This is a genomic window from Streptomyces sp. NPDC001508 (assembly GCF_040298665.1).
Taxonomy (GTDB): Bacteria; Actinomycetota; Actinomycetes; order Streptomycetales; family Streptomycetaceae; genus Streptomyces.
Genome location: NZ_JBEPAP010000070.1, coordinates 18,273 through 36,685, shown reverse-complemented (window position 1 = coordinate 36,685; position 18,413 = coordinate 18,273). Strand labels below are relative to the sequence as shown.

14 protein-coding genes and 1 riboswitch are annotated in these 18,413 nt (G+C 72.1%); of the genes, 8 read left to right on the top strand and 6 right to left on the bottom strand.

Going from position 1 to position 18,413, the window contains the following annotated elements; all coding sequences use genetic code 11:
- The first annotated feature begins 76 nt into the window (after positions 1 to 76).
- Positions 77 to 1,801, top strand: coding sequence for a DUF5691 domain-containing protein (locus ABT245_RS38695; protein WP_502982269.1), 1,725 nt, complete (start codon positions 77 to 79; stop codon positions 1,799 to 1,801).
- A gap of 947 nt (positions 1,802 to 2,748) precedes the next feature.
- On the opposite strand, the gene icmB is transcribed toward ABT245_RS38695, so the two are convergent.
- Complete coding sequence (gene icmB, locus ABT245_RS38690) at positions 2,749 to 3,171, bottom strand: coenzyme B12-dependent isobutyryl CoA mutase small subunit (RefSeq protein ID WP_351743576.1); 423 nt, start codon at positions 3,169 to 3,171, stop codon at positions 2,749 to 2,751.
- A 303-nt stretch (positions 3,172 to 3,474) separates the two neighbouring features.
- Here icmB and ABT245_RS38685 point away from each other — a divergent pair, with 303 nt between their 5' ends.
- On the top strand, positions 3,475 to 4,335 hold the full coding sequence (locus ABT245_RS38685; protein ID WP_351743573.1) for an esterase/lipase family protein: 861 nt from the start codon (positions 3,475 to 3,477) through the stop codon (positions 4,333 to 4,335).
- Positions 4,336 to 4,721: 386 nt separating this feature from the next.
- On the top strand, positions 4,722 to 6,374 hold the full coding sequence (locus tag ABT245_RS38680) for a M23 family metallopeptidase (protein WP_502982267.1): 1,653 nt from the start codon (positions 4,722 to 4,724) through the stop codon (positions 6,372 to 6,374).
- Positions 6,375 to 6,449: 75 nt separating this feature from the next.
- Here ABT245_RS38680 and pcrA read toward each other — a convergent pair whose 3' ends face one another.
- Positions 6,450 to 8,939, bottom strand: a complete 2,490-nt coding sequence (gene pcrA, locus ABT245_RS38675; RefSeq protein ID WP_351743567.1) for a DNA helicase PcrA — start codon at positions 8,937 to 8,939, stop codon at positions 6,450 to 6,452.
- Positions 8,940 to 9,201: 262 nt separating this feature from the next.
- Positions 9,202 to 9,373, top strand: a riboswitch (cyclic di-AMP (ydaO/yuaA leader).
- Between the two features lie 8 nt (positions 9,374 to 9,381).
- On the opposite strand from pcrA, the gene ABT245_RS38670 reads away from it, so the two are divergent.
- Together ABT245_RS38670 and ABT245_RS38665 are read left to right on the top strand one after the other, a co-directional pair.
- Positions 9,382 to 10,569: a C40 family peptidase gene (locus ABT245_RS38670; RefSeq protein WP_351743564.1), complete on the top strand. Its 1,188-nt coding sequence runs from the start codon at positions 9,382 to 9,384 to the stop codon at positions 10,567 to 10,569.
- Between the two features lie 240 nt (positions 10,570 to 10,809).
- Complete coding sequence (locus ABT245_RS38665) at positions 10,810 to 11,784, top strand: tellurite resistance/C4-dicarboxylate transporter family protein (RefSeq protein WP_351743561.1); 975 nt, start codon at positions 10,810 to 10,812, stop codon at positions 11,782 to 11,784.
- A gap of 12 nt (positions 11,785 to 11,796) precedes the next feature.
- Here the strand turns inward: ABT245_RS38665 and ABT245_RS38660 are convergent, their stop codons facing one another.
- The gene (locus tag ABT245_RS38660; RefSeq protein WP_351743558.1) at positions 11,797 to 12,150 is read right to left on the bottom strand and encodes a hypothetical protein; all 354 of its coding nucleotides are present in this window, start codon (positions 12,148 to 12,150) and stop codon (positions 11,797 to 11,799) included.
- Positions 12,151 to 12,450: 300 nt separating this feature from the next.
- Between ABT245_RS38660 and ABT245_RS38655 the strand changes: the two genes are divergently transcribed.
- Entirely contained in the window at positions 12,451 to 13,518 is a 1,068-nt protein-coding gene (locus ABT245_RS38655; protein WP_351743601.1) for a C40 family peptidase, read from the top strand.
- A gap of 24 nt (positions 13,519 to 13,542) precedes the next feature.
- Here the strand turns inward: ABT245_RS38655 and ABT245_RS38650 are convergent, their stop codons facing one another.
- Positions 13,543 to 14,283, bottom strand: a complete 741-nt coding sequence (locus tag ABT245_RS38650) for a LuxR C-terminal-related transcriptional regulator (RefSeq protein WP_351743555.1) — start codon at positions 14,281 to 14,283, stop codon at positions 13,543 to 13,545.
- Positions 14,280 to 15,572, bottom strand: a complete 1,293-nt coding sequence (locus tag ABT245_RS38645; protein ID WP_351743552.1) for an ATP-binding protein — start codon at positions 15,570 to 15,572, stop codon at positions 14,280 to 14,282. The genes ABT245_RS38650 and ABT245_RS38645 overlap by 4 nt, the downstream gene beginning before the upstream one ends.
- A gap of 181 nt (positions 15,573 to 15,753) precedes the next feature.
- Between ABT245_RS38645 and ABT245_RS38640 the strand changes: the two genes are divergently transcribed.
- Both ABT245_RS38640 and ABT245_RS38635 read left to right on the top strand, forming a co-directional pair.
- Complete coding sequence (locus ABT245_RS38640) at positions 15,754 to 17,295, top strand: PspC domain-containing protein (protein ID WP_351743549.1); 1,542 nt, start codon at positions 15,754 to 15,756, stop codon at positions 17,293 to 17,295.
- Positions 17,282 to 17,506: a hypothetical protein gene (locus ABT245_RS38635; protein WP_351743547.1), complete on the top strand. Its 225-nt coding sequence runs from the start codon at positions 17,282 to 17,284 to the stop codon at positions 17,504 to 17,506. Before ABT245_RS38640 ends, ABT245_RS38635 begins: the two co-directional genes overlap by 14 nt.
- A gap of 320 nt (positions 17,507 to 17,826) precedes the next feature.
- Here ABT245_RS38635 and ABT245_RS38630 read toward each other — a convergent pair whose 3' ends face one another.
- Positions 17,827 to 18,336: a DoxX family protein gene (locus ABT245_RS38630; protein ID WP_351743544.1), complete on the bottom strand. Its 510-nt coding sequence runs from the start codon at positions 18,334 to 18,336 to the stop codon at positions 17,827 to 17,829.
- Between the last annotated feature and the right edge of the window lie 77 nt (positions 18,337 to 18,413).

Below are 18,413 nucleotides of genomic sequence, written 5' to 3'. Positions count from 1 at the left end.
CACCACGGATCCCAGCGACCGCGTGGACGCCATAGACCCCACTGACCGTTTGGACCCCACCGACCGTTTGGACGCCATGGACGTCACGGAACCCGGAGACATCACGGAAGCCAGCGCCACCGCGGAAGCCAACGGCACTCTGGAAGCCAGCGCCACCGCGGAAGCCAGCGCCACCGCGGAAGCGAGCGGCACCGCGGACGGCGTGTTCGCCGTCAGCTCCTGGGAGGACCTCGTCACCACGGCGCTGCTCGGCACCGATCGGCGCCCGCTCGCCGGGGGCGGGCCGGACCGTGCGGCACCGGTGGCGCTGCTGGACGCGGCAGCCGTGGCGACCGTACGGCGGCGGGCCGGGCTGCGGCCGGCCGCGGCGGCCCGAAGGCCGGAGCCGGCCGTCGAGGATCCACGCCCCGCCCTGCCCGCCGCCGCGGTCCGGCGGCTCACCCTGCTGCTGGCCGACCGTCCCGGCACGGGCGGCGGTCGCCGGGGCGCCTCGCCGGACCTGATGGAACTGCTGCCCCAGTGGCTGGCGACAGCGAACGCGCACGGTTACGCCGCCCCGCCGGAGACGCTGCCGGCACTGCTGGACGCGGCCCGGGGGCGCACGGACCTGCGCCCCCCGGCGCTCGCGTTCGCGGGGCCGCGGGGGCTGTGGCTGGCCCGGCTGAATCCGGACTGGCGGTTCGCTCTGCGTGCGGCACCGGGCGGCGGCACGGCGCTGCCCGACCTCGATGACGCCGACGGCGTACAACGGCTGTGGGAGGAGGGTCTGTTCGCCGAGCGGGTCGCCCTGCTCGCCGCGATACGCGCGGTGCGGCCCGCGGCGGCACGGGAGTTGCTGACGGCGACGTGGGCGACCGAGCGGGCGGAGGACCGGCTGATGTTCCTCGACTCGCTGCGTTCGGGTCTTTCCGATGATGACGAGCCGTTCCTGGAACGGGCGTTGGCCGACCGGAGCCGCAATGTGCGGGCGACCGCGGCCGAGCTGCTGTCCGCCCTGCCCGGTTCGGCGCTGGCGGCGCGGATGGCGGCCCGCGCCGGTGCGTGTGTGGCGGTCGACCACACGGGCGACGCGCCGGCCATCGTGGTGGAGGCGCCACTGGAGTGCGACGCCTCGATGGAGCGAGACGGCGTGGTGGCCGAACCCCCCGCGGGGCGAGGGGAACGGTCCTGGTGGCTGGGCCAGTTGGTGGAGGCGACACCGCTCGGGACCTGGCCGCGGCGACTCGGCGGACGTACCCCCCAGGAGATCGTGGAACTTCCGGTGACGGACGACTGGCGGGGCGAGCTGCACGCGGCCTGGTGCCGGGCGGCGGTGCGGCAGCGGGACCCGGAGTGGTCCCGGGCGCTGCTCGGGACGCCCGCCGTGCCCGAGGCGGGCGGGCCGGGAGCGGTGTCCCTCGCCGAGCGGGCGAAGCTGCTGGGCACGCTGGGCGCGGCGGAACGGGCCGACTGGGTGGCGGGGTTCATCGCGACGCACGGTTTGTCCGAGGCGTTCCAACTGCTCGGTGTGTGCGCGGTGCCCTGGGCGGCGCCGCTGGGGCGGGCGGTGGTGGACGCGCTCAACATCGCCCGGGACGCGGGGAGTTATCCCTGGAGCTTCAGCGGGGTGATGGGGCTCGCCGAGCGGTGTCTGGATCCCTCGGAGGCCTCGCGGCTGGACGGGTTGCTGGCGGTGCCGGACGAGCGGGAGGACGCGTCACCGGGCGCAGGCGGCTACTGGGCGGAGGCGTTCCAGCGGCTGGTGACCACCTTGGGGCTGCGCGCCGACATGGCCCGGGAACTGACACCGGCCGACACCTGAGGCACCCGGCGGGTACAACTCCTGCCCGAGGCGCCGGCCGACCACGGCACCACCGAGCCCCGCACGGAACGGCACGCTGCCCCGCGGACACACCGAGGCGAGCCGACCGGCCCCGCCGGACTCCACCACGCCGCGCCCGAACGACGCCCGCCTCGGGGACCGCGACGGTACGGGCCGCAGCGCCCGTCTCGGGCGCAGCGCGAATACGGATCCGTGCCGGCACACCACGACACGGACGAACAACACCCACCCCAGACGCGAACCACCCCCGGCACCCCCGCCAAGCGGACCGGACAGCACCCGACTCCGGAACCGCAACGGCACCGACCGAACAACACCCGCCACAGGCACAGAACGAATACGGACCCATACCGGCACACCACGACACGGACGAACAACACCCACCCCAGACGCGAACCACCCCCGGCACCCCCGCCAGCCGGGCCGGACAACGCCCGGCTCCGGGAGTGTGGCGGTGGGGCGGGCGGCGAGATGCCGTGGAACCTCTGCGGGGTAGGCCGAACGGTGGCTCGGCTCAACAGCGTGGGGCTGCGAGCCCTGTCGCCTTGGCTTCTGATGGGGCGGCACGCGGTGCCGGGGACTCGTGCGGCGCGGCACCTGGTGCCAGGTCGCCCATGCGGCGGCACCGAGTGCCTGAGTCTCCCGTTCCGCGGCATCGGGTGCCAGGTCTGCTCGGGTCGCGGCACCGGGCGTTGGGCGCCTCATTCCGCCATTCCGCTGATTCCGCCGCACCGGCTCAAGCGGCCTCAAGCCACCGCATCAGCCCAAGAAGTCTGGAGTCGGCTGCGACGACCGAAGCGGCCCAAGGAGGCGGGTCCGCCGGCTCACGGCGGGCTGTGTACGCCGCCCGGCACCGTCGCACGGCGCCGGGAACTGACCCCAAGCGACCCTAAGCGACTCCAAGCCGCGGGAGCAGGCCGCCGGGGTCAGCCGCCGGAAGCGGCCGGTTGCCGTACGTTCTCCCGGACCCAGTCCACGATCGACGCCGTGGTCGCACCGGGGGTGAAGATCTCCGCGACGCCCTTCTCCTTGAGCGGCGCGATGTCCGCCTCGGGGATGATGCCGCCGCCGAAGACCAGGATGTCCTCGGCGTCGCGCTCCTTGAGGAGGTCGATGACGGCCGCGAACAGGGTGTTGTGCGCACCGGAGAGGATGGACAGACCGATCGCGTCCGCGTCCTCCTGGATCGCCGTGTCGACGATCTGCTCCGGCGTCTGGTGGAGCCCGGTGTAGATGACCTCCATGCCGGCGTCGCGCAGCGCCCGCGCGATGACCTTGGCCCCACGGTCATGACCATCGAGCCCCGGCTTGGCCACCACGACGCGGATCGGACCGGCTGTCACACCCATCACTGCCTCCATGAAGCGATTAGATCCATCCGTACCGACATGTACCGCACAGTCCGCGTGGTCCGCCACCGGCCGCGAAGTGAACGGACGTTATCCCCAGCATCCCGCAACCGGCAGTTTTACGGCGGCGACCGAGGGGGAAATCACACAGTGGGACATGTTCGGGAGCCGCAGCGTGGTCCGCTGGGACACGAAAGGCACGCGGTGTGCACGGCACACACCCTCGATCACCCTGCGCACGGCTTCCCATAAGGGCACACGGGGGACAGAGACGTCCTCCTGTGTGCCGACAGGAGGTCGGCCATGATGGTCACCAGGGCAGTGCAGCCCCTTCGTCCGCTCTACCAGCTCCTCCTGCCGGCCAGACTGGCGGGACTTTCCGTGACTCTCCTCAAGGCGACCGCCCTGGAGGTCACGATCCTCGCGGGACACCTCCTCCTCTATCCGACCGGCATCATCCAGGAACGCCGCTCCCAGGCCCCGTCCCCGCCGAACGGCGCCGCGCAACTGCCGGCCCGGCCAGAACTCCCGGTCGTGCTGTTGCACGGTTTCATCGACAACCGATCAGTCTTCGTCCTGCTGCGCCGCAATCTCGCCCAGCAGGGCCGACATCATGTGCAGTCACTCAACTACTCTCCGCTGACCTGTGACATACGCACCGCGGCGGAACTGCTCGGCAGGCACATCGAGGAGATCTGCGCGCGCACCGGCAGCCCGCAGGTGGACATCGTGGGGCACAGTCTGGGCGGGCTGATCGCGCGCTACTACGTACAGCGGCTGGGCGGTCACAATCGGATCCGCACCCTGGTGACGTTGGGCACCCCGCACTCCGGCACCCGGGCCGTGCCGCTCGCGAACGCCCACCCGATCGTGCGCCAGATGCGGCCCGGTTCGGACGTCATCGAGGAGCTGGCCCTGCCCGCGCCCGGCTGCGGTACGCGGTTCGTCAGCTTCTGGAGCGACCTCGACTCGGTGATGGACCCGCTGGAGAGCGCCTGCCTCGACCATCCCGACCTGCTGGCGGAGAACGTGCCGGTGACCGGGATAGGGCATCTCGCCCTGCCGGTGCATCCGGCGGTCGCGGCCCGCATACGGCAGGTGCTCGACGCCGGGCCCACGGACACGGGCGTCGTCGCCGGTCCCGCCGGGCTGACCGTGGCCTGAGCACGAAGAGCACACGGAGAGCGCACGGAGAGCGGGCGGCGGCCACCCCCGGAACACCCCGTCGGCCGGCCACCACCCGCCCGCCGCCCGACCGCCTCCCGACCGCCTCCGATACCCCCGGGACGCCGGCGGGCCGGGACGCCGACCGACTCCACAAGCCACCCGGCACAACCGGACCGCCCGACCGGCTGGCAGAACCACCCAGCAACACGACCGCACGACACCACCCACAACACGCCCCCACGACACACCCCTCGCCCCGACCGCAACAACGCGACCGCACGACCCGCAGCGGGCGCACTCCCGCTCCCGGACACCCCTCGGCCGTCGAACACTCTTCGAACACAAGGCCAAACCCGGGTCCACGGTCCCCGAAACACGGCCGAATGCCCGTTTCCTGCGGACGCGAAACCAGCGGAAGATTGTCGCGCCCGCATACCGCCGGGTACAGTCGCCGCACTGCTCTGGCAGCCCCTGTTGTCGAGGCGAAAGAGAAGTTGGTGAACGACCGTCACCCGTCGGGGACCCTGACCACCCCGGCTCCGGCTTCTGAAGAGGCCTCGGCGCACTACGCGTCGTACGGCGCACAGGAAGCCCAGTACGGCGACTTCACCACGTACGGCGGTTACGACGCCAACGGATTTCCGTCGGGCGCGCAGGCCACCGCGCCCTTCGAGGCCGACCCGCTCTTCGGCAACCTCCCGGAAGATGCCGGGGCCACCGGCGGGTACGACAACACGCACTGGTCGACGGGGGCCCACCCCACCCCCAACTACGACCCGTATGCGGCGCAGCACCAGGCCGTGTACGACAGCGGCGCCTACGACGCCACGGCGTGGACGTTGCCGCAGCAGGGCTCGTCGCCCGAGACCAGCGGTCAGTGGGACTCCGGCACCTGGCTCCAGGCCGGCCGGCCCGGCGTTGCCGAGCCGACCCAGCAGTGGGAGTGGGGCACCCAGACGTTCGACACCGGCGCGTACGACGCCACGCAGTGGAACTCCGACGGCGCCGAGTCCGAGCAGCGGGCCGAGGCCTTCGAGCAGCACGCGACCGGCACGTTCGAGCAGACCTCGTACGAAGCGAACTTCTACGAGGAGAACGCGTACGAGGAGAACGCGTACGAGGAGAACGCGTACGAAGAAGCCGGCTATGAGGACGCCGCGCAGGCCGCCTACGAGGAAGGCGCCCTGGAAGAGGGCGAGTTGGCCGCCACCGGTGAACTGCCTGCGGCGATGCCGCTGCTCGACGAGCAGGAAGAGATCACCCCGGCGTCCGCATCGCGCACGGGCTCGCGCGCCGCGGCCCGCTCCCGGCGCCGCCCGCCCGCCAAACGCTCCGCGCTGCTGACCATCGCCGTGCCCTCGGCCTGTGTGATGGGGGTCGCCGGAATCGCCGCCGCCTCGGTAGGCGGTCTGACCGACGACGGCACGGACACCACCGCCTCCGCCTCCGATGCGACGCCGGTGAAGCCGTCGGCCGCCAACAACAAGCTGGACACCCAGCTCGAAAGCCTCTCCGCCGGCGCCGACGACTTCGCCGACCGGGCCAGCCGCACGCAGGAGCGCATCGACCTCAAGGCCCAGCAGGACGCCGAGAAGAAGAAGGCGCAGGCCGAGGCGGCGCTCAGGGAGCGGCTGCGCCCCAAGTTCGCGATCCCGGTCGCCCAGCACGGGCTCAGCGCCTACTTCGGCCAGGCCGGCGTGAACTGGATGTCCGTGCACACCGGTATCGACTTTCCCGTGTCGTACGGCACGACGGTGATGGCCGCGACGGACGGCACCGTCCGCACGGAGTGGAACAGCGCCTACGGCAACATGATGATCGTGACGGCGAAGGACGGCACGGAGACGTGGTACTGCCACCTCTCCAGCTATCGGGTCGTCTCGGGTGCGTCCGTCAAGGCCGGGGAGCCGATCGCGTACTCCGGGAACTCGGGCAACTCCACCGGTCCGCACCTGCACTTCGAGGTGCGCCCGGCCGGCGGCTCCGCGATCGACCCGCTGCCGTGGCTGCGCAGCCACGGACTCGACCCGACGTAAGCACCGCAGGCCCGCTCCTGGCTCAAGGTCCCGTCCACGGGCCCCCGCCGGTGGGCAGGGGCCCGGCTCAAGGGACTACAGCTTCTCCACCGGCGCGTACCGCAGCAGCAGCCGTTTGGGCTTCGAGTCTCCGAAGTCGATCGTCGCCTGGGCCTTGTCCCCCGTGCCCGCCACGGCGACGACCGTGCCGAGCCCGAACTGGTCGTGGGTGACCCGGTCGCCGACGGCCAGGGAGACCACCGGCTTCTCCGACGTCCTGCGCGTGGCGAACCCGGACGCGCCCGCCGCGGAGGAACGGGAGCGGGACGACGACAGCGAGGCCGCGATGCCGGAGGACGGTCCGGACGACACGGGCGCCACGGCTCCCGTCCGCTTCCACTCCAGGTGGGCGGCCGGGATCTCCTCCAGGAACCGCGACGGCGGGTTGTACGAGGGCTGGCCCCAGGCGCTGCGCATGGTGGACCGGGTGAGGTAGAGCCGCTCCCGCGCGCGCGTGATGCCGACGTACGCCAGGCGCCGCTCCTCCTCCAGTTCCTTGGTCTGGCCGAGGGCGCGCATGTGCGGGAAGACGCCGTCCTCCATGCCGGTCAGGAAGACCACCGGGAACTCAAGGCCCTTGGCGGTGTGCAGGGTCATCAGGGTGATGACGCCGTCGCCCTCCTCCTCGTCCGGGATCTGGTCGGAGTCGGCGACCAGCGCGACCTGCTCCAGGAAGTCGGCGAGCGTGCCTCCCGCGGCCGTCTCTCCCTCGCCGCGCTCCTGCTCGAACTCCAGGGCCACGGAGGCGAGTTCCTGAAGGTTCTCGATCCGGGTCTCATCCTGCGGGTCGGTCGAGGCCTGCAACTCGGCGAGATAGCCGGTGCGTTCCAGCACCGCCTCCAGGACGGTCGCCGGGCCCGCGCCGGACTCGACGATCGTACGCAGCTCCTCCATCAGCGTGTTGAACCGCTGGACGGCGTTGGTGGACCGGGCGGCCATGCCGTACGCTTCGTCCACGCGGCGCAGCGCCTGCGGGAAGCTGATCTTCTCGCGCTGCGCGAGTGCGTCGATCATCGCCTCCGCGCGCTCGCCGATGCCGCGCTTGGGCACGTTCAGGATGCGGCGCAGCGGGACCGAGTCCTCCGGGTTGGCCAGCACCCGCAGATAGGCGAGGACGTCCCGGACCTCCTTGCGCTCGTAGAAGCGGACACCGCCGACGACCTTGTAGGGCAGGCCGACGCGGATGAAGACTTCTTCGAAGACACGGGACTGGGCGTTGGTGCGGTAGAACACGGCGACATCGCCGGCCTTGGCCTCGCCCGCGTCGGTCAGCCGGTCTATCTCGTCGGCGACGAACTGCGCCTCGTCGTGCTCGGTGTCCGCGACATACCCGGTGATCGTGGCGCCCGCGCCCGCGTTGGTCCACAGGTTCTTGGGGCGGCGGGACTCGTTGCGCTCGATGACGGCGTTGGCTGCGGACAGGATCGTCTGCGTGGACCGGTAGTTCTGCTCCAGCAGGATCGTCATCGCGTCCGGGTAGTCCTCCTCGAACTGGAGGATGTTGCGGATGGTCGCGCCGCGGAAGGCGTAGATCGACTGGTCGGCGTCGCCCACGACGCACAGTTCGGCGGGCGGCAGGTCGTGCTCGCCCGGCGGCACGTCCACCGGCTGCTCGGCGGTCCCGACGAGTTCGCGCACGAGGGCGTACTGCGCGTGGTTGGTGTCCTGGTACTCGTCCACGAGCACATGGCGGAAGCGGCGGCGGTAGTGCTCGGCGACATCCGGGAAGGCGCGCAGCAGATTGACCGTGGTCATGATCAGGTCGTCGAAGTCGAGCGCGTTCGCCTCGCGGAGACGGGACTGGTAGAGGGCGTACGCCTGGGCGAGGGTCTTCTCGAATCCGTCGCTCGCCCGGGCGGCGAAGTCCTCCTCGTCGATCAGCTCGTTCTTCAGGTTGGAGATCTTGGCGCTGAAGGACTTGGGCGGGAAGCGCTTCGGGTCGAGGTCCAGATCGCGGCAGACCAGGGCCATCAGACGCTTGGAGTCGGCGGCGTCGTAGATCGAGAAGGACGAGGTGAAGCCGAGGCGCTTGCTCTCACGGCGCAGAATGCGCACGCACGCGCTGTGGAAGGTCATCACCCACATGGCGTTGGCGCGCGGGCCGACGAGGTGCTCGACGCGCTCCTTCATCTCGCCCGCGGCCTTGTTGGTGAAGGTGATCGCGAGGATCTGCCCCGGGTGCACCTTGCGCTCCGCCAGCAGATGGGCGATGCGGTGCGTGAGCACCCGGGTCTTGCCGGAGCCGGCGCCGGCCACGATGAGCAGCGGGGAGCCGGCGTGCACGACGGCGGCGCGCTGGTTCTCGTTCAGCCCGTGCAGAAGCGTGGCCGGGTCGATGACCGGCCGTGGGGCGCCGTTGCCGTAATAGGAGTCCCGGTCCGGGGGCACGTCGAACTTCCCGCCGAACAGATCGTCCGGAACCGGCTCCGGAGCGTGATCGTCCTCGGGCGGCGGCGGGGGCTCCTCGTCCTGCCCTCGGGGGGCTCGGAGGTCCGCCAGGAAGCTGTCGTCAAAGAGGCTGCTCATCGCTCTCCGAGTCTAGGCCGCGCCACCGACAACCCGCGGCCGCCCCGGGAAGATGGCCCGGTTCCTCCGGCGGGCCCGCTTCCGGGCGCAGGCCGCGCAAACCGCTCACCGTACGGAATCGCCCTGTCACCCAGACGGAATCCCCCTGACAGGTCACGAAAATGTATCGGGCATATCACCCATCAACCTTCACAGGGGCCACACGAGTTGGCTACCGTGCCGGGCAGGCCGTACGACCCCCACCGGCGAACGTCGCCGGGCCGCACGGCCTCCGCCGAGTCCGGCGCGCCCGCGTGGTGCGCGGAGCCGGGGACCCACACCGACCTTGGGGTGAATCGGCCCAACTCCCGCATGGGGAGGGGCCGTAGGGCAAGCCTTCCGAACCACCCGCCCGAACCCGACAGCTAACTCGGTAGGCGGAGCACGGAAGGAGTCGCCTCCCTTGGCGTCGCATCGCAAGTCGCGCTCCGCGGGTACCCGCGCGACCGGCATACGGACCCCCGCCCTGGCCACCGCCGCCCTCACCTCCGTGGCCCTGCTCTCCCAGACGGCGAACGCCGCCCCCACTCCCGACGGCGACCGGCCCAGCGTGGAGGAGGTGCAGCGGAAGGTCGACGACCTGTACCGGCAGGCCGAGTCGGCGACCGAGAAGTACAACGCGGCCAAGGAGAAGACCGGCAAGCAGCGCAAGCAGGTCGACACCCTCCTGGACGACGTCGCCCGGCGCACGAGCCGGCTCAACAAGGCCCGTGAGGAACTGGGGACGTTCGCCGCCGCGCAGTACCGGACCGGGGCCGCCTCCCCCGACACCGCCACCTTCCTGCTCTCGGACACCCCGCAGGACTACTTCGACCAGACCCAGCTGATGAGCCGGCTGACCTCGCGTCAGAAGACCGCGGTCGACGACTACGTCACCGAGCAGTCGGCGACCATGAAGAAGCGGCGGGAGGCCACCAAGAGCCTGGAGACGCTCACCGAGTCGCAGGACGAACTCCAGACCGCCAAGGCCACCGTCCAGAAGAAGCTCTCCACCGCGCGCCAGTTGCTGTCGAAGCTGACGGCGGAGGAGAAGGCACGGCTCGCGGCGATCGAGAAGCGCAAGCAGGAGGAGGCCGCGCGGAAGGCGGCCGAGCTGGCCAAGAAGCAGGCGGAGCAGGAGGCGGCCCGGCAGAAGAGCGACGCGTCGAACTCCGCGGGTTCCTCGTCCTCTTCGTCGTCTTCTTCGTCGTCTTCTTCCTCTTCGTCGTCCTCTTCCTCCGGCTCCGGCTACGCCACCAAGGCCGAGAAGGCGATCGCGTTCGCCCGCGCGCAGATCGGCAAGCCGTACGTCTGGGGCGCGACCGGACCCGACTCCTACGACTGCTCGGGGCTCACCCAGGCCGCCTGGAAGGCCGCGGGCGTCAGCCTGCCGCGCACCACCTACAGCCAGGTCGACGCCGGCACCACGGTCTCCCTCGCCGACGCACAGGCGGGCGACCTGATCTTCTTCTACGACGACGTCACCCACGTGGGCCTCTACATCGGCGACGGCATGATGATCCACGCTCCGAAGCCGGGCGCCTACGTCCGCGAGGAGTCGATCTACTACGCCGGGAGTTCGATCATCCACAGCGTGGTACGGCCGGCCTGACCGGCCGGGCTCGCCTCCACGCGCGCGTGGGCGCGTTCTGGTCGACCGTCGAAGAGGTCGATGGTGCTCCCGCCGCCACGCGCGCGTGGGCGCGTTCTCTGCGATAGCCGTCGTACAGACGGTGTCCGGCTCGCCTCCACGCGCGTTCGTGTCCCGCCGTGTCCGGCGCCCGCGCGTTTTTGGGACGTACGCGCGCGTGCCACGCCGTCGGCGCGCCCGGTGCTCCCTAGCATCGGGCGCATGCCCGGCACCTCACCCCTTCGCGCCTGGTGGGCGCAGCGTCCGCCGGCGGCCGGGGCCGCCGTGATGGCGACCGGCATCGTCTCGCTGGGTCTGTACCTGACCGGGTACGAGGTTCTGTCCCTGATCGCGCTGGCGCTGAGCTGTGTCGCCTGGGCTGCGCTCGCCGTGGACTTCGTCGCGGGCATGCTGCGCGACCGGGAGCGATGGCCGGCCGAGGCGCGAAGGCCGGACGCGCTCACCGCCGTGGCCGCGACGACGGTGCTCGGCACCCGGATCTCCGTGCTCGGCGGGCACACCCTCGCCGCCGTGCTGCTCGCCCTGGCCTCCGTGCTCTGGCCGGTGCTGCTGTTCCTCGCCGGACGGGGCCTGCGGCGGCGGATGCCCGGGACGGTGTTCCTGATCTGTGTGGCCACCCAGGGGCTCGCCGTGCTCGGCGCCACCCTGGCCGCCGCGGAGTCGACGGCGTGGCTCGCGCACACGGCGCTGGTGCTGTTCTGGCTGGGGCTGGCGCTCTATCCGGTCGCGCTGGCCCGGTTCGACGCCCGGCAGCTGCTCGACGGGGCCGGGGACCACTGGGTGCTGGCCGGCGCGCTCGCCATCTCGGCGCTGGCCGGGGCGAAGCTGATCACCGCGGGCGGCCCGGCGCTGTATCTGTGGAACGAGGACGATAAGGACGTCCTGCACAGCGTGACCGTGGGGCTGCTCGCCCTCGACCTGGCCTGCTGTGCCGTCCTGGTGCTCGCGGAGATGGTACGGCCCCGCCCGCGCTACGACGTGCGCCGCTGGTCGACGGTGTTCCCGATGGGGATGACGGCGGTGGCCTCGCTGGCCGGGGCGGCGGCCGTCGGCACGCGGTGGCTGTGGGGCCTCGGGCATGTGCTGCTGTGGGTCGCCGTCGCGGCCTGGCTTGCGGTGGCCGCGGGCGCGGTCGTGACGGCGCGCGCCGGGATCAGGGCAGCGGGCCGCGCCTGACGTCGTCGTACGTCACATCCACAGCACGGCGATGAAGACGTTCGCCGTGGTCAGCAGGCCCACCACGCCGAACAGGCTCTTGTCGACCCGCTCCTCGTCCCGCTTCACATAGACCAGTGCGAGGATCACGATCAGCAGGGCCAGCTTCACGCCGATCTTGATGTTGTTGACGTGGTAGCCGTCGGCCTGGTTGAGGCCGACCAGGATCGCCCCGGTGACCAGCATGGTCAGCGCGCCGTGCAGCATGGCGGGGACGAACCGGGCGGTGCCCTGGCCCATCGCCTTCATCTGGGTGAGGAAGCCGCCGAGGAGGCAGGCGATGCCGATGATGTGCAGGCCGACGAAGAGATGGGTGAGTACGTCCATGGCCCCGGAGCCTAATCAGGGGCCCCGGGGCCGACGGTCACCGGCCCCCGGGTGACCGCGGCCCATAGCACCCCAGGGCCCGCGCACGCCCCGGAAGTGCCGCTTCGGTCAGCGCGTCATGCGAAGGCGGCTGCTCCGCACCGGAATCGCGGTCACATACGGTCACCTGCCGCTTCGCCGCTGCCAGTTCCGTACATTCCGTTACCGACTCGTCACCATCGGCTCTAGCGTCCTCCACCAGCGACCGGCTCCCCGTGCCGGACGCGGCAACCGCACTCAGGAAAGGACGTGACGGTCGAGGTGGCAGCGCACCGCAAGCCCCGGCACCGCTCGCTCGGTGGCAACACGGCCCGGACGGCCGCCACCCTGGCCCTGGCGGGCGCGGCGACGGCGACGGCCTTCGACGGCACCGGGCACGCCGAGCCGGAGCTGACACCGGCCGAGGTCGAGGCCAAGGTCGACAAGCTGTACCAGGAGGCGGAGGCCGCCACCGAGAAGTACAACGGGGCGAAGGAGAAGGCGGACACGGCGCAGCGACGGCTGAAGTCCCTCCAGGGCGAGACGGCCCGCAGACAGGAACGGCTTGACTCGGCACGCAACGCGCTGGGCAAGGCCGCGGCGGCGCAGTACCGCAGCGGCGGCCTCGGCCCCACCGTCCAGCTGGCGCTCTCCGAGGACCCGGACCGGTTCCTGGACGGGGCCGCGCTCGCCGAGCGGGCGGGCGACCGCCAGTCGGCGGCGGTGGCACGGGTACGCAAGCAGCTCGGGGAGATCGAGCGGCTGCGCGGCGCCGCCCGGATCGAGCTGTCCTCGCTGCGGTCCCGGCAGGCCGAGCTGAAGCGGCGCAAGGAGACGATCACGGAGAAGCTGGGCGCGGCCCGGCAGCTCCTGGACCGTCTGTCGCCGACGGAGCGGGCCCGGATCACGGCCGACGGCGGCGCGGGCGGCCATGCCTCGCGCGCCGCCGTGGGGGACGGGCGCACCGCCCTGCCGGCCGCGGGTCAGGCCGCGGCACCCGGCTCCCGGGCAGCGGCCGCCGTGGCGTACGCCTACCAGAAGCTCGGCAGCCCCTATGTGTGGGGCGCGACGGGCCCGTACGCGTTCGACTGCTCGGGCCTCGTCCAGGCCGCCTACCGCTCGGCCGGCATCGCCCTGCCCCGCACGAGCTACGCCCAGATCGGCGCGGGCCGGCGCGTCTCCCGCTCCCAACTGCTCCCCGGCGACCTGGTGTTCTTCTACTCCGGCGTCAGTCACGTCGGGATCTACGTGGGCAACGGGCAGATGATCCACGCCCCGAACCCGTCCACACCGGTGCGCCTGGCCCCGATCGACCAGATGCCGTTCGCGGGGGCGACCCGGGTGGCGTGAGGCGCGCCCCGGAGCCGACCCGGCTCACACCAGCCGGCGTGCCGTGGCCCAGCGGGTCAGTTCGTGGCGGTTGGAGAGCTGGAGCTTGCGCAGCACCGCCGAGACATGGGACTCGACCGTCTTCACCGAGATGAACAGCTGCTTGGCGATCTCCTTGTACGCGTAGCCGCGGGCGATGAGCCGCAGCACCTCCCGTTCGCGCTGGGTGAGCCGGTCGAGGTCCTCGTCGACGGGCGGGGCGTCGGTGGAGGCGAAGGCGTCGAGGACGAAGCCGGCCAGCCGCGGGGAGAAGACCGCGTCGCCCTCCTGGACGCGGAAGACGGAGTCGACGAGGTCCGTGCCGGTGATCGTCTTGGTGACGTAGCCGCGGGCGCCGCCGCGGATCACCCCGATCACGTCCTCCGCCGCGTCCGACACGGACAGTGCGAGGAACCGCACGGGCCGCTCGGTGTCGGCCATCAACGCGGCGCAGCGGCGCAGCACTTCGACCCCGCCGCCGCCCGGCAGATGCACGTCGAGCAGCACCACCTCGGGCCGGGTCGCGGTGATCACCGTGACCGCCTGGTCCACGTCCGCCGCCTCGCCGACGACCTCGACTCCGGTCTGCTCGGTCCGGCCGATCTCGGCCTGCACTCCGGTGCGGAACATGCGGTGGTCGTCGACGAGGACCACGCGTACATGACGCTCGCCCGCGCCGGCGGGCCCGTCCTGTCCGGCCGGCTCCGCCGCCCCCGCCGTACCGTTCGCCTCGGTCGGGTCGCTCATGACGTCTTCTCCGCCCTCTCCATCTCCAGCTCGACCTCCGTGCCGCCGCCCGGCACCGCGCGCAGCCGCGCCGTGCCGCCGTTGCGTTCCATACGGCCGATGATCGATTCTCTGACGCCCATGCGGTCGGCGGGTATCGAGTCGAGGTCGAAGCCCGGACCGCGGTCACGGACGGACACGAAGACCGTCCTTGCCTCCACTTCGGCGTAGACCTGAACGGCGCCGCCCTCGCCACCGTACTTGGCCGCGTTGACCATCGCCTCGCGCGCGGCCTGCATCTGGGCCGCCGTCTTCTCGTCGAGCGGGCAGTCGCCGACCACGACGACCTCGATGGGCACGCCGTGCTTGTCCTCCACCTCGGCGGCATTGCGCCGGACCGCGTCGGCGAGGGTGGTCGGCTCGTCCTCCTCGTCCTTGCCGGTGCCCTCCGGCTTGTACAGCCAGGTGCGCAGGTCGCGTTCCTGGGCGCGGGCCAGGCGGCGCACCTCGCCGGCGTTCTCCGCGTTGCGCTGGATCAGGGTGAGGGTGTGCAGCACCGAGTCGTGGACATGTGCGGCGACCTCGGCGCGCTCCTGGGCGCGGATGCGCATCAGGCGTTCCTCGGACAGGTCCTGGGTCATACGGACCAGATAGGGGCCGGCGAGCAGGGTGACGCCGACGAGGACGGCGAGCGCGGCCTGAAGGACGGAGCCGAGGTGGGCGGCGGAGCCCTGGAGGACGAAGATCCCGGAGACGCCGGCGGTGACGAGGAGCACACCGGCGCCCCCGCGCAGCAGTCTGAGGGTGCGGCGTCGGCTGCCGACCTCGACCCAGCGGGCCCGGCGGGCGTTGTCCGCCTGGCGCCAGACGAGGGCGACGCCCGCGGCGACGAGGACCGCGGGCACGAGATACGCCTTGGCCCCGCCGCCCAGGTTGACGTTGCTCACGAAGACCATCGCCACGACGACCATGAGGAGCAGCGCGACGATCTGGCCCTTGTCCGGCTTGCGGGCCACGAGCCTGCGCCGGCCGTCCGGCGCGGTCTCGGCGCCGACCAGGGACGGCGGTTTCTGGCAGCCGACGCCGCCGACACCGAGCGGGACGAAGAACCAGAACGCGGCGTACAGCAGCGCGCCGAGGCCGTCGGCCATGAGCAGGCCGACGAAGACGAGCCGCACCCAGACCACGGGCAGCCCGAGGTGCCCGGCGAGCCCCCGCGCGACGCCACCGAGCCAGCGGCCGTCACCGCTGCGGTAGAGCTTGCGCGGCGGCCGCGGTTCGACGGGGGGCGCTGCTGCGGCTTCCGGCATGCCATCGATGGTCACACGGCCACAGGTCCGGGTCATCAGGGTCCACCCGGAGACGCCCCTGATCTTCACAGCGCCGGCCGCGGCGGCCCCGGATCCCCGGTCTCGGCTCAGGGCCGATATCAGGGTTCGGCCAGGGTCGATCCGGCTGCCGTGGCGGCGGCCGTGCCGTCACCATGGACGCATGACGGATCACGACCACGCCGCGCCGGGCCCGGGACCCGGCCCCGGCCGCCGCCCGGACCCGGGCTCGGGGCCGCCGGGTGCCGCGCCCGGCGCGACCGGCACGCCCGGCGCGGCCCGCACGCCCGGCACGTCCGGCACGTCCGGCACGTCCGGCACGTCCGGCACGTCCGGCACGTCCGGCGCCAAGGGGTCACGCGGCGACGCCAGTACGCCCGGCGCCGCCGGCACGACGGGCGAGGGCGCCGGGCCCGTCGTCGGGGACGGCGTCCAGCCCCTGCGCGCGTTCCGGCGCGACCGGCAGCACAGGGTGATGGCGGGGATCTGCTCCGGGCTCGGCCGGCACACCGACATGGATCCCGTGATCTTCCGGATCACCCTGGCGGTGCTGGCCGCGAGCGGGGGCATCGGGCTCATCTTCTACGGGTTCGCCTGGCTCTTCGTGCCGTACGACGACGAGGAGGAGAACGAGGTCCGCAAGCTGCTGACCGGCCGGGTCGACGGGCAGGCCCTCGCGGCCGTGCTGTTCGCGCTGGTCGGCTGCGGTGTGTTCCTGACGATGCTGAGGAACGGCGGCGTACTCACCTTCGGCGTCGTCCTCGCCCTGCTGCTGGCGGGCGCCGGCTACTGGTCCCAGCGGCGCGGCGCCCCCGACCCGGATCCGCTGGCCGCCCAGGCGGTCGCCGACGCCCCGCCGGAACCGCAGGCGCCGCCCGCCCCCACCGCGTATCCGTCCTGGTGGCGCGACCCCATCGTCAAGGACGGCTCGCACGTGGGCGGCACCGGCTATCTGTGGGGCCCCGAAACCGCCGCCGACCGCGACCTGGCCGGCGCGCTGCGCTTCGGGCCGCGGGCGCCCCGGGGCGACGCCCGCGGTCCGCGCACCGCGCCGCACCGGCCGCGCGGCCCCCGCTGGATCGGTGGCTGGGTCTTCCTGCTGGCGCTGCTGGCCGGCGGCCTGGGCACCGGACTGTCGTGGGACCGGCAGCCGCTGGGCACCAGCCTCCAGCTGGGGCTGTCCTGCGCGCTCGCCGTCTTCGGGCTCGGCCTCGCGGTCAGCGCCTTCCTGGGGCGCACGGGGGCCGGTTCGGTGTTCCTGGCGCTCATCACGGCGGCGCTGCTCGCCGGTTCGACGCAGCTGCCCAAGGACATCAGCACCCACTGGCAGCGGGCGTCGTGGCGGCCCGCCGCGGTCGCGGAGGTACGGCCCAAGTACGACCTCGGGACCGGCGTGGGCACCCTGGACCTGACCGGGGTCCGGCTCGCCGACGGCCAGACCCTGGCGACCGGTGCGCAGGTGGGTGTGGGCCGGCTGCGGCTCGTCGTGCCCGCCGACGCGACCGTGCGGCTGAGCATCGAGGTGGGGATGGGCGACATCCAGTTGCCCGGCGACGACAAGAAGGACGTGGATGTGGCGCCCGGCAAGCACAAGACGGTGACGCTGTCGCCGACGACCACAGGCAAGCGCGGCGAGGGCGGCACCATCGAGGTCACCCTCCAGGTCGGCCTGGGACAGGCGGAGGTCAGCCGTGCTGCGTCATGAGTTCCAGCCGGGCCGGCTGATCGCGGGCGTCTTCCTCACCGCCACGGCCGTGGCGTACGCCGGCGACGCGGGCGGCCTGTGGGACACCCCCTGGTTCGCGGCGATCCCCCTGACCGTGGTCGGCCTGTCCCTGGCGGGCGCGGCGGCAGTACTGACCCGAGCCCTGAGAGGCAGACGCCCCAAAACCCCCACCACCAACAAACCGACCTAGCGCTGCGACCGGAAAGGTTCACCGGCTCGCGACGCCCGGCACGGCACTCCCCCAGCCTTCGGCCGGGAGGTGCCCCCACGCCGCGTTGTCGCATCACCCGAGTACATCCAGTACACGGGAGATGCTCCGCCTTGCGATGCACCGCACCGGACGCCGCGAGCTTTCCGGCAAACCTTTCCGGCCACAGCACTAGCAGAAGGCGCCCCGAAGGGGCGCGGGGCGGTATCGACTTGCGGCTCCGCCGCGTGGGCGCGACCAGCCACAACGCACCCGCACCCAATCGACGGCACAAGGCCCCTCACCGGCCAACCCCGCGGAGCCTAGCGGCGGCGATTTCGCAGCGCCGCGTCCATGGAGAGGTACGGCGCGCCGGCCAGGACGAGGGGCAGCCAGGCCATCAGGTACGCGAGATCGTTGCCGTAGTAGTACGGGGTCGTGGCCCAGCTGACGGTCAGCCACAGGCTGAGCGAGATCAGCGCGCCGCCGAGCGCGGCCAGCCGGGTGAGCAGGCCGACGAGGACGCCGATGCCGACGGCGACTTCACCGACGGCGATGGCGGTGCCGAAGCCGACGGGGTTCTTCAGGGCCAGGTCGACCATGGCCGGGATCGCCGCTGAGTCGCGGACCGCGCGCATGGTGTCACCGATGGAGCCGGACCCGCCGGACTTCAGGAACGCGCTGTCGGTCAGCTTGTTCAGGCCGGCGTAGATGAACGTGACGCCGAGGAAGATGCGCAGGGGCAGCAGGGCATAGTGGGCGGCGGTCTCCCGCCAGTCACCACGACGGTCGAGGTAGGACATGTGCATATCCGAACGAATGCCATGATTCATCACAGAATGCCGCCTCTCACCCGCGTGTCGGCCTCCACCAGACCATACGTATGACAAACGTGAACCGTTCAATCCCC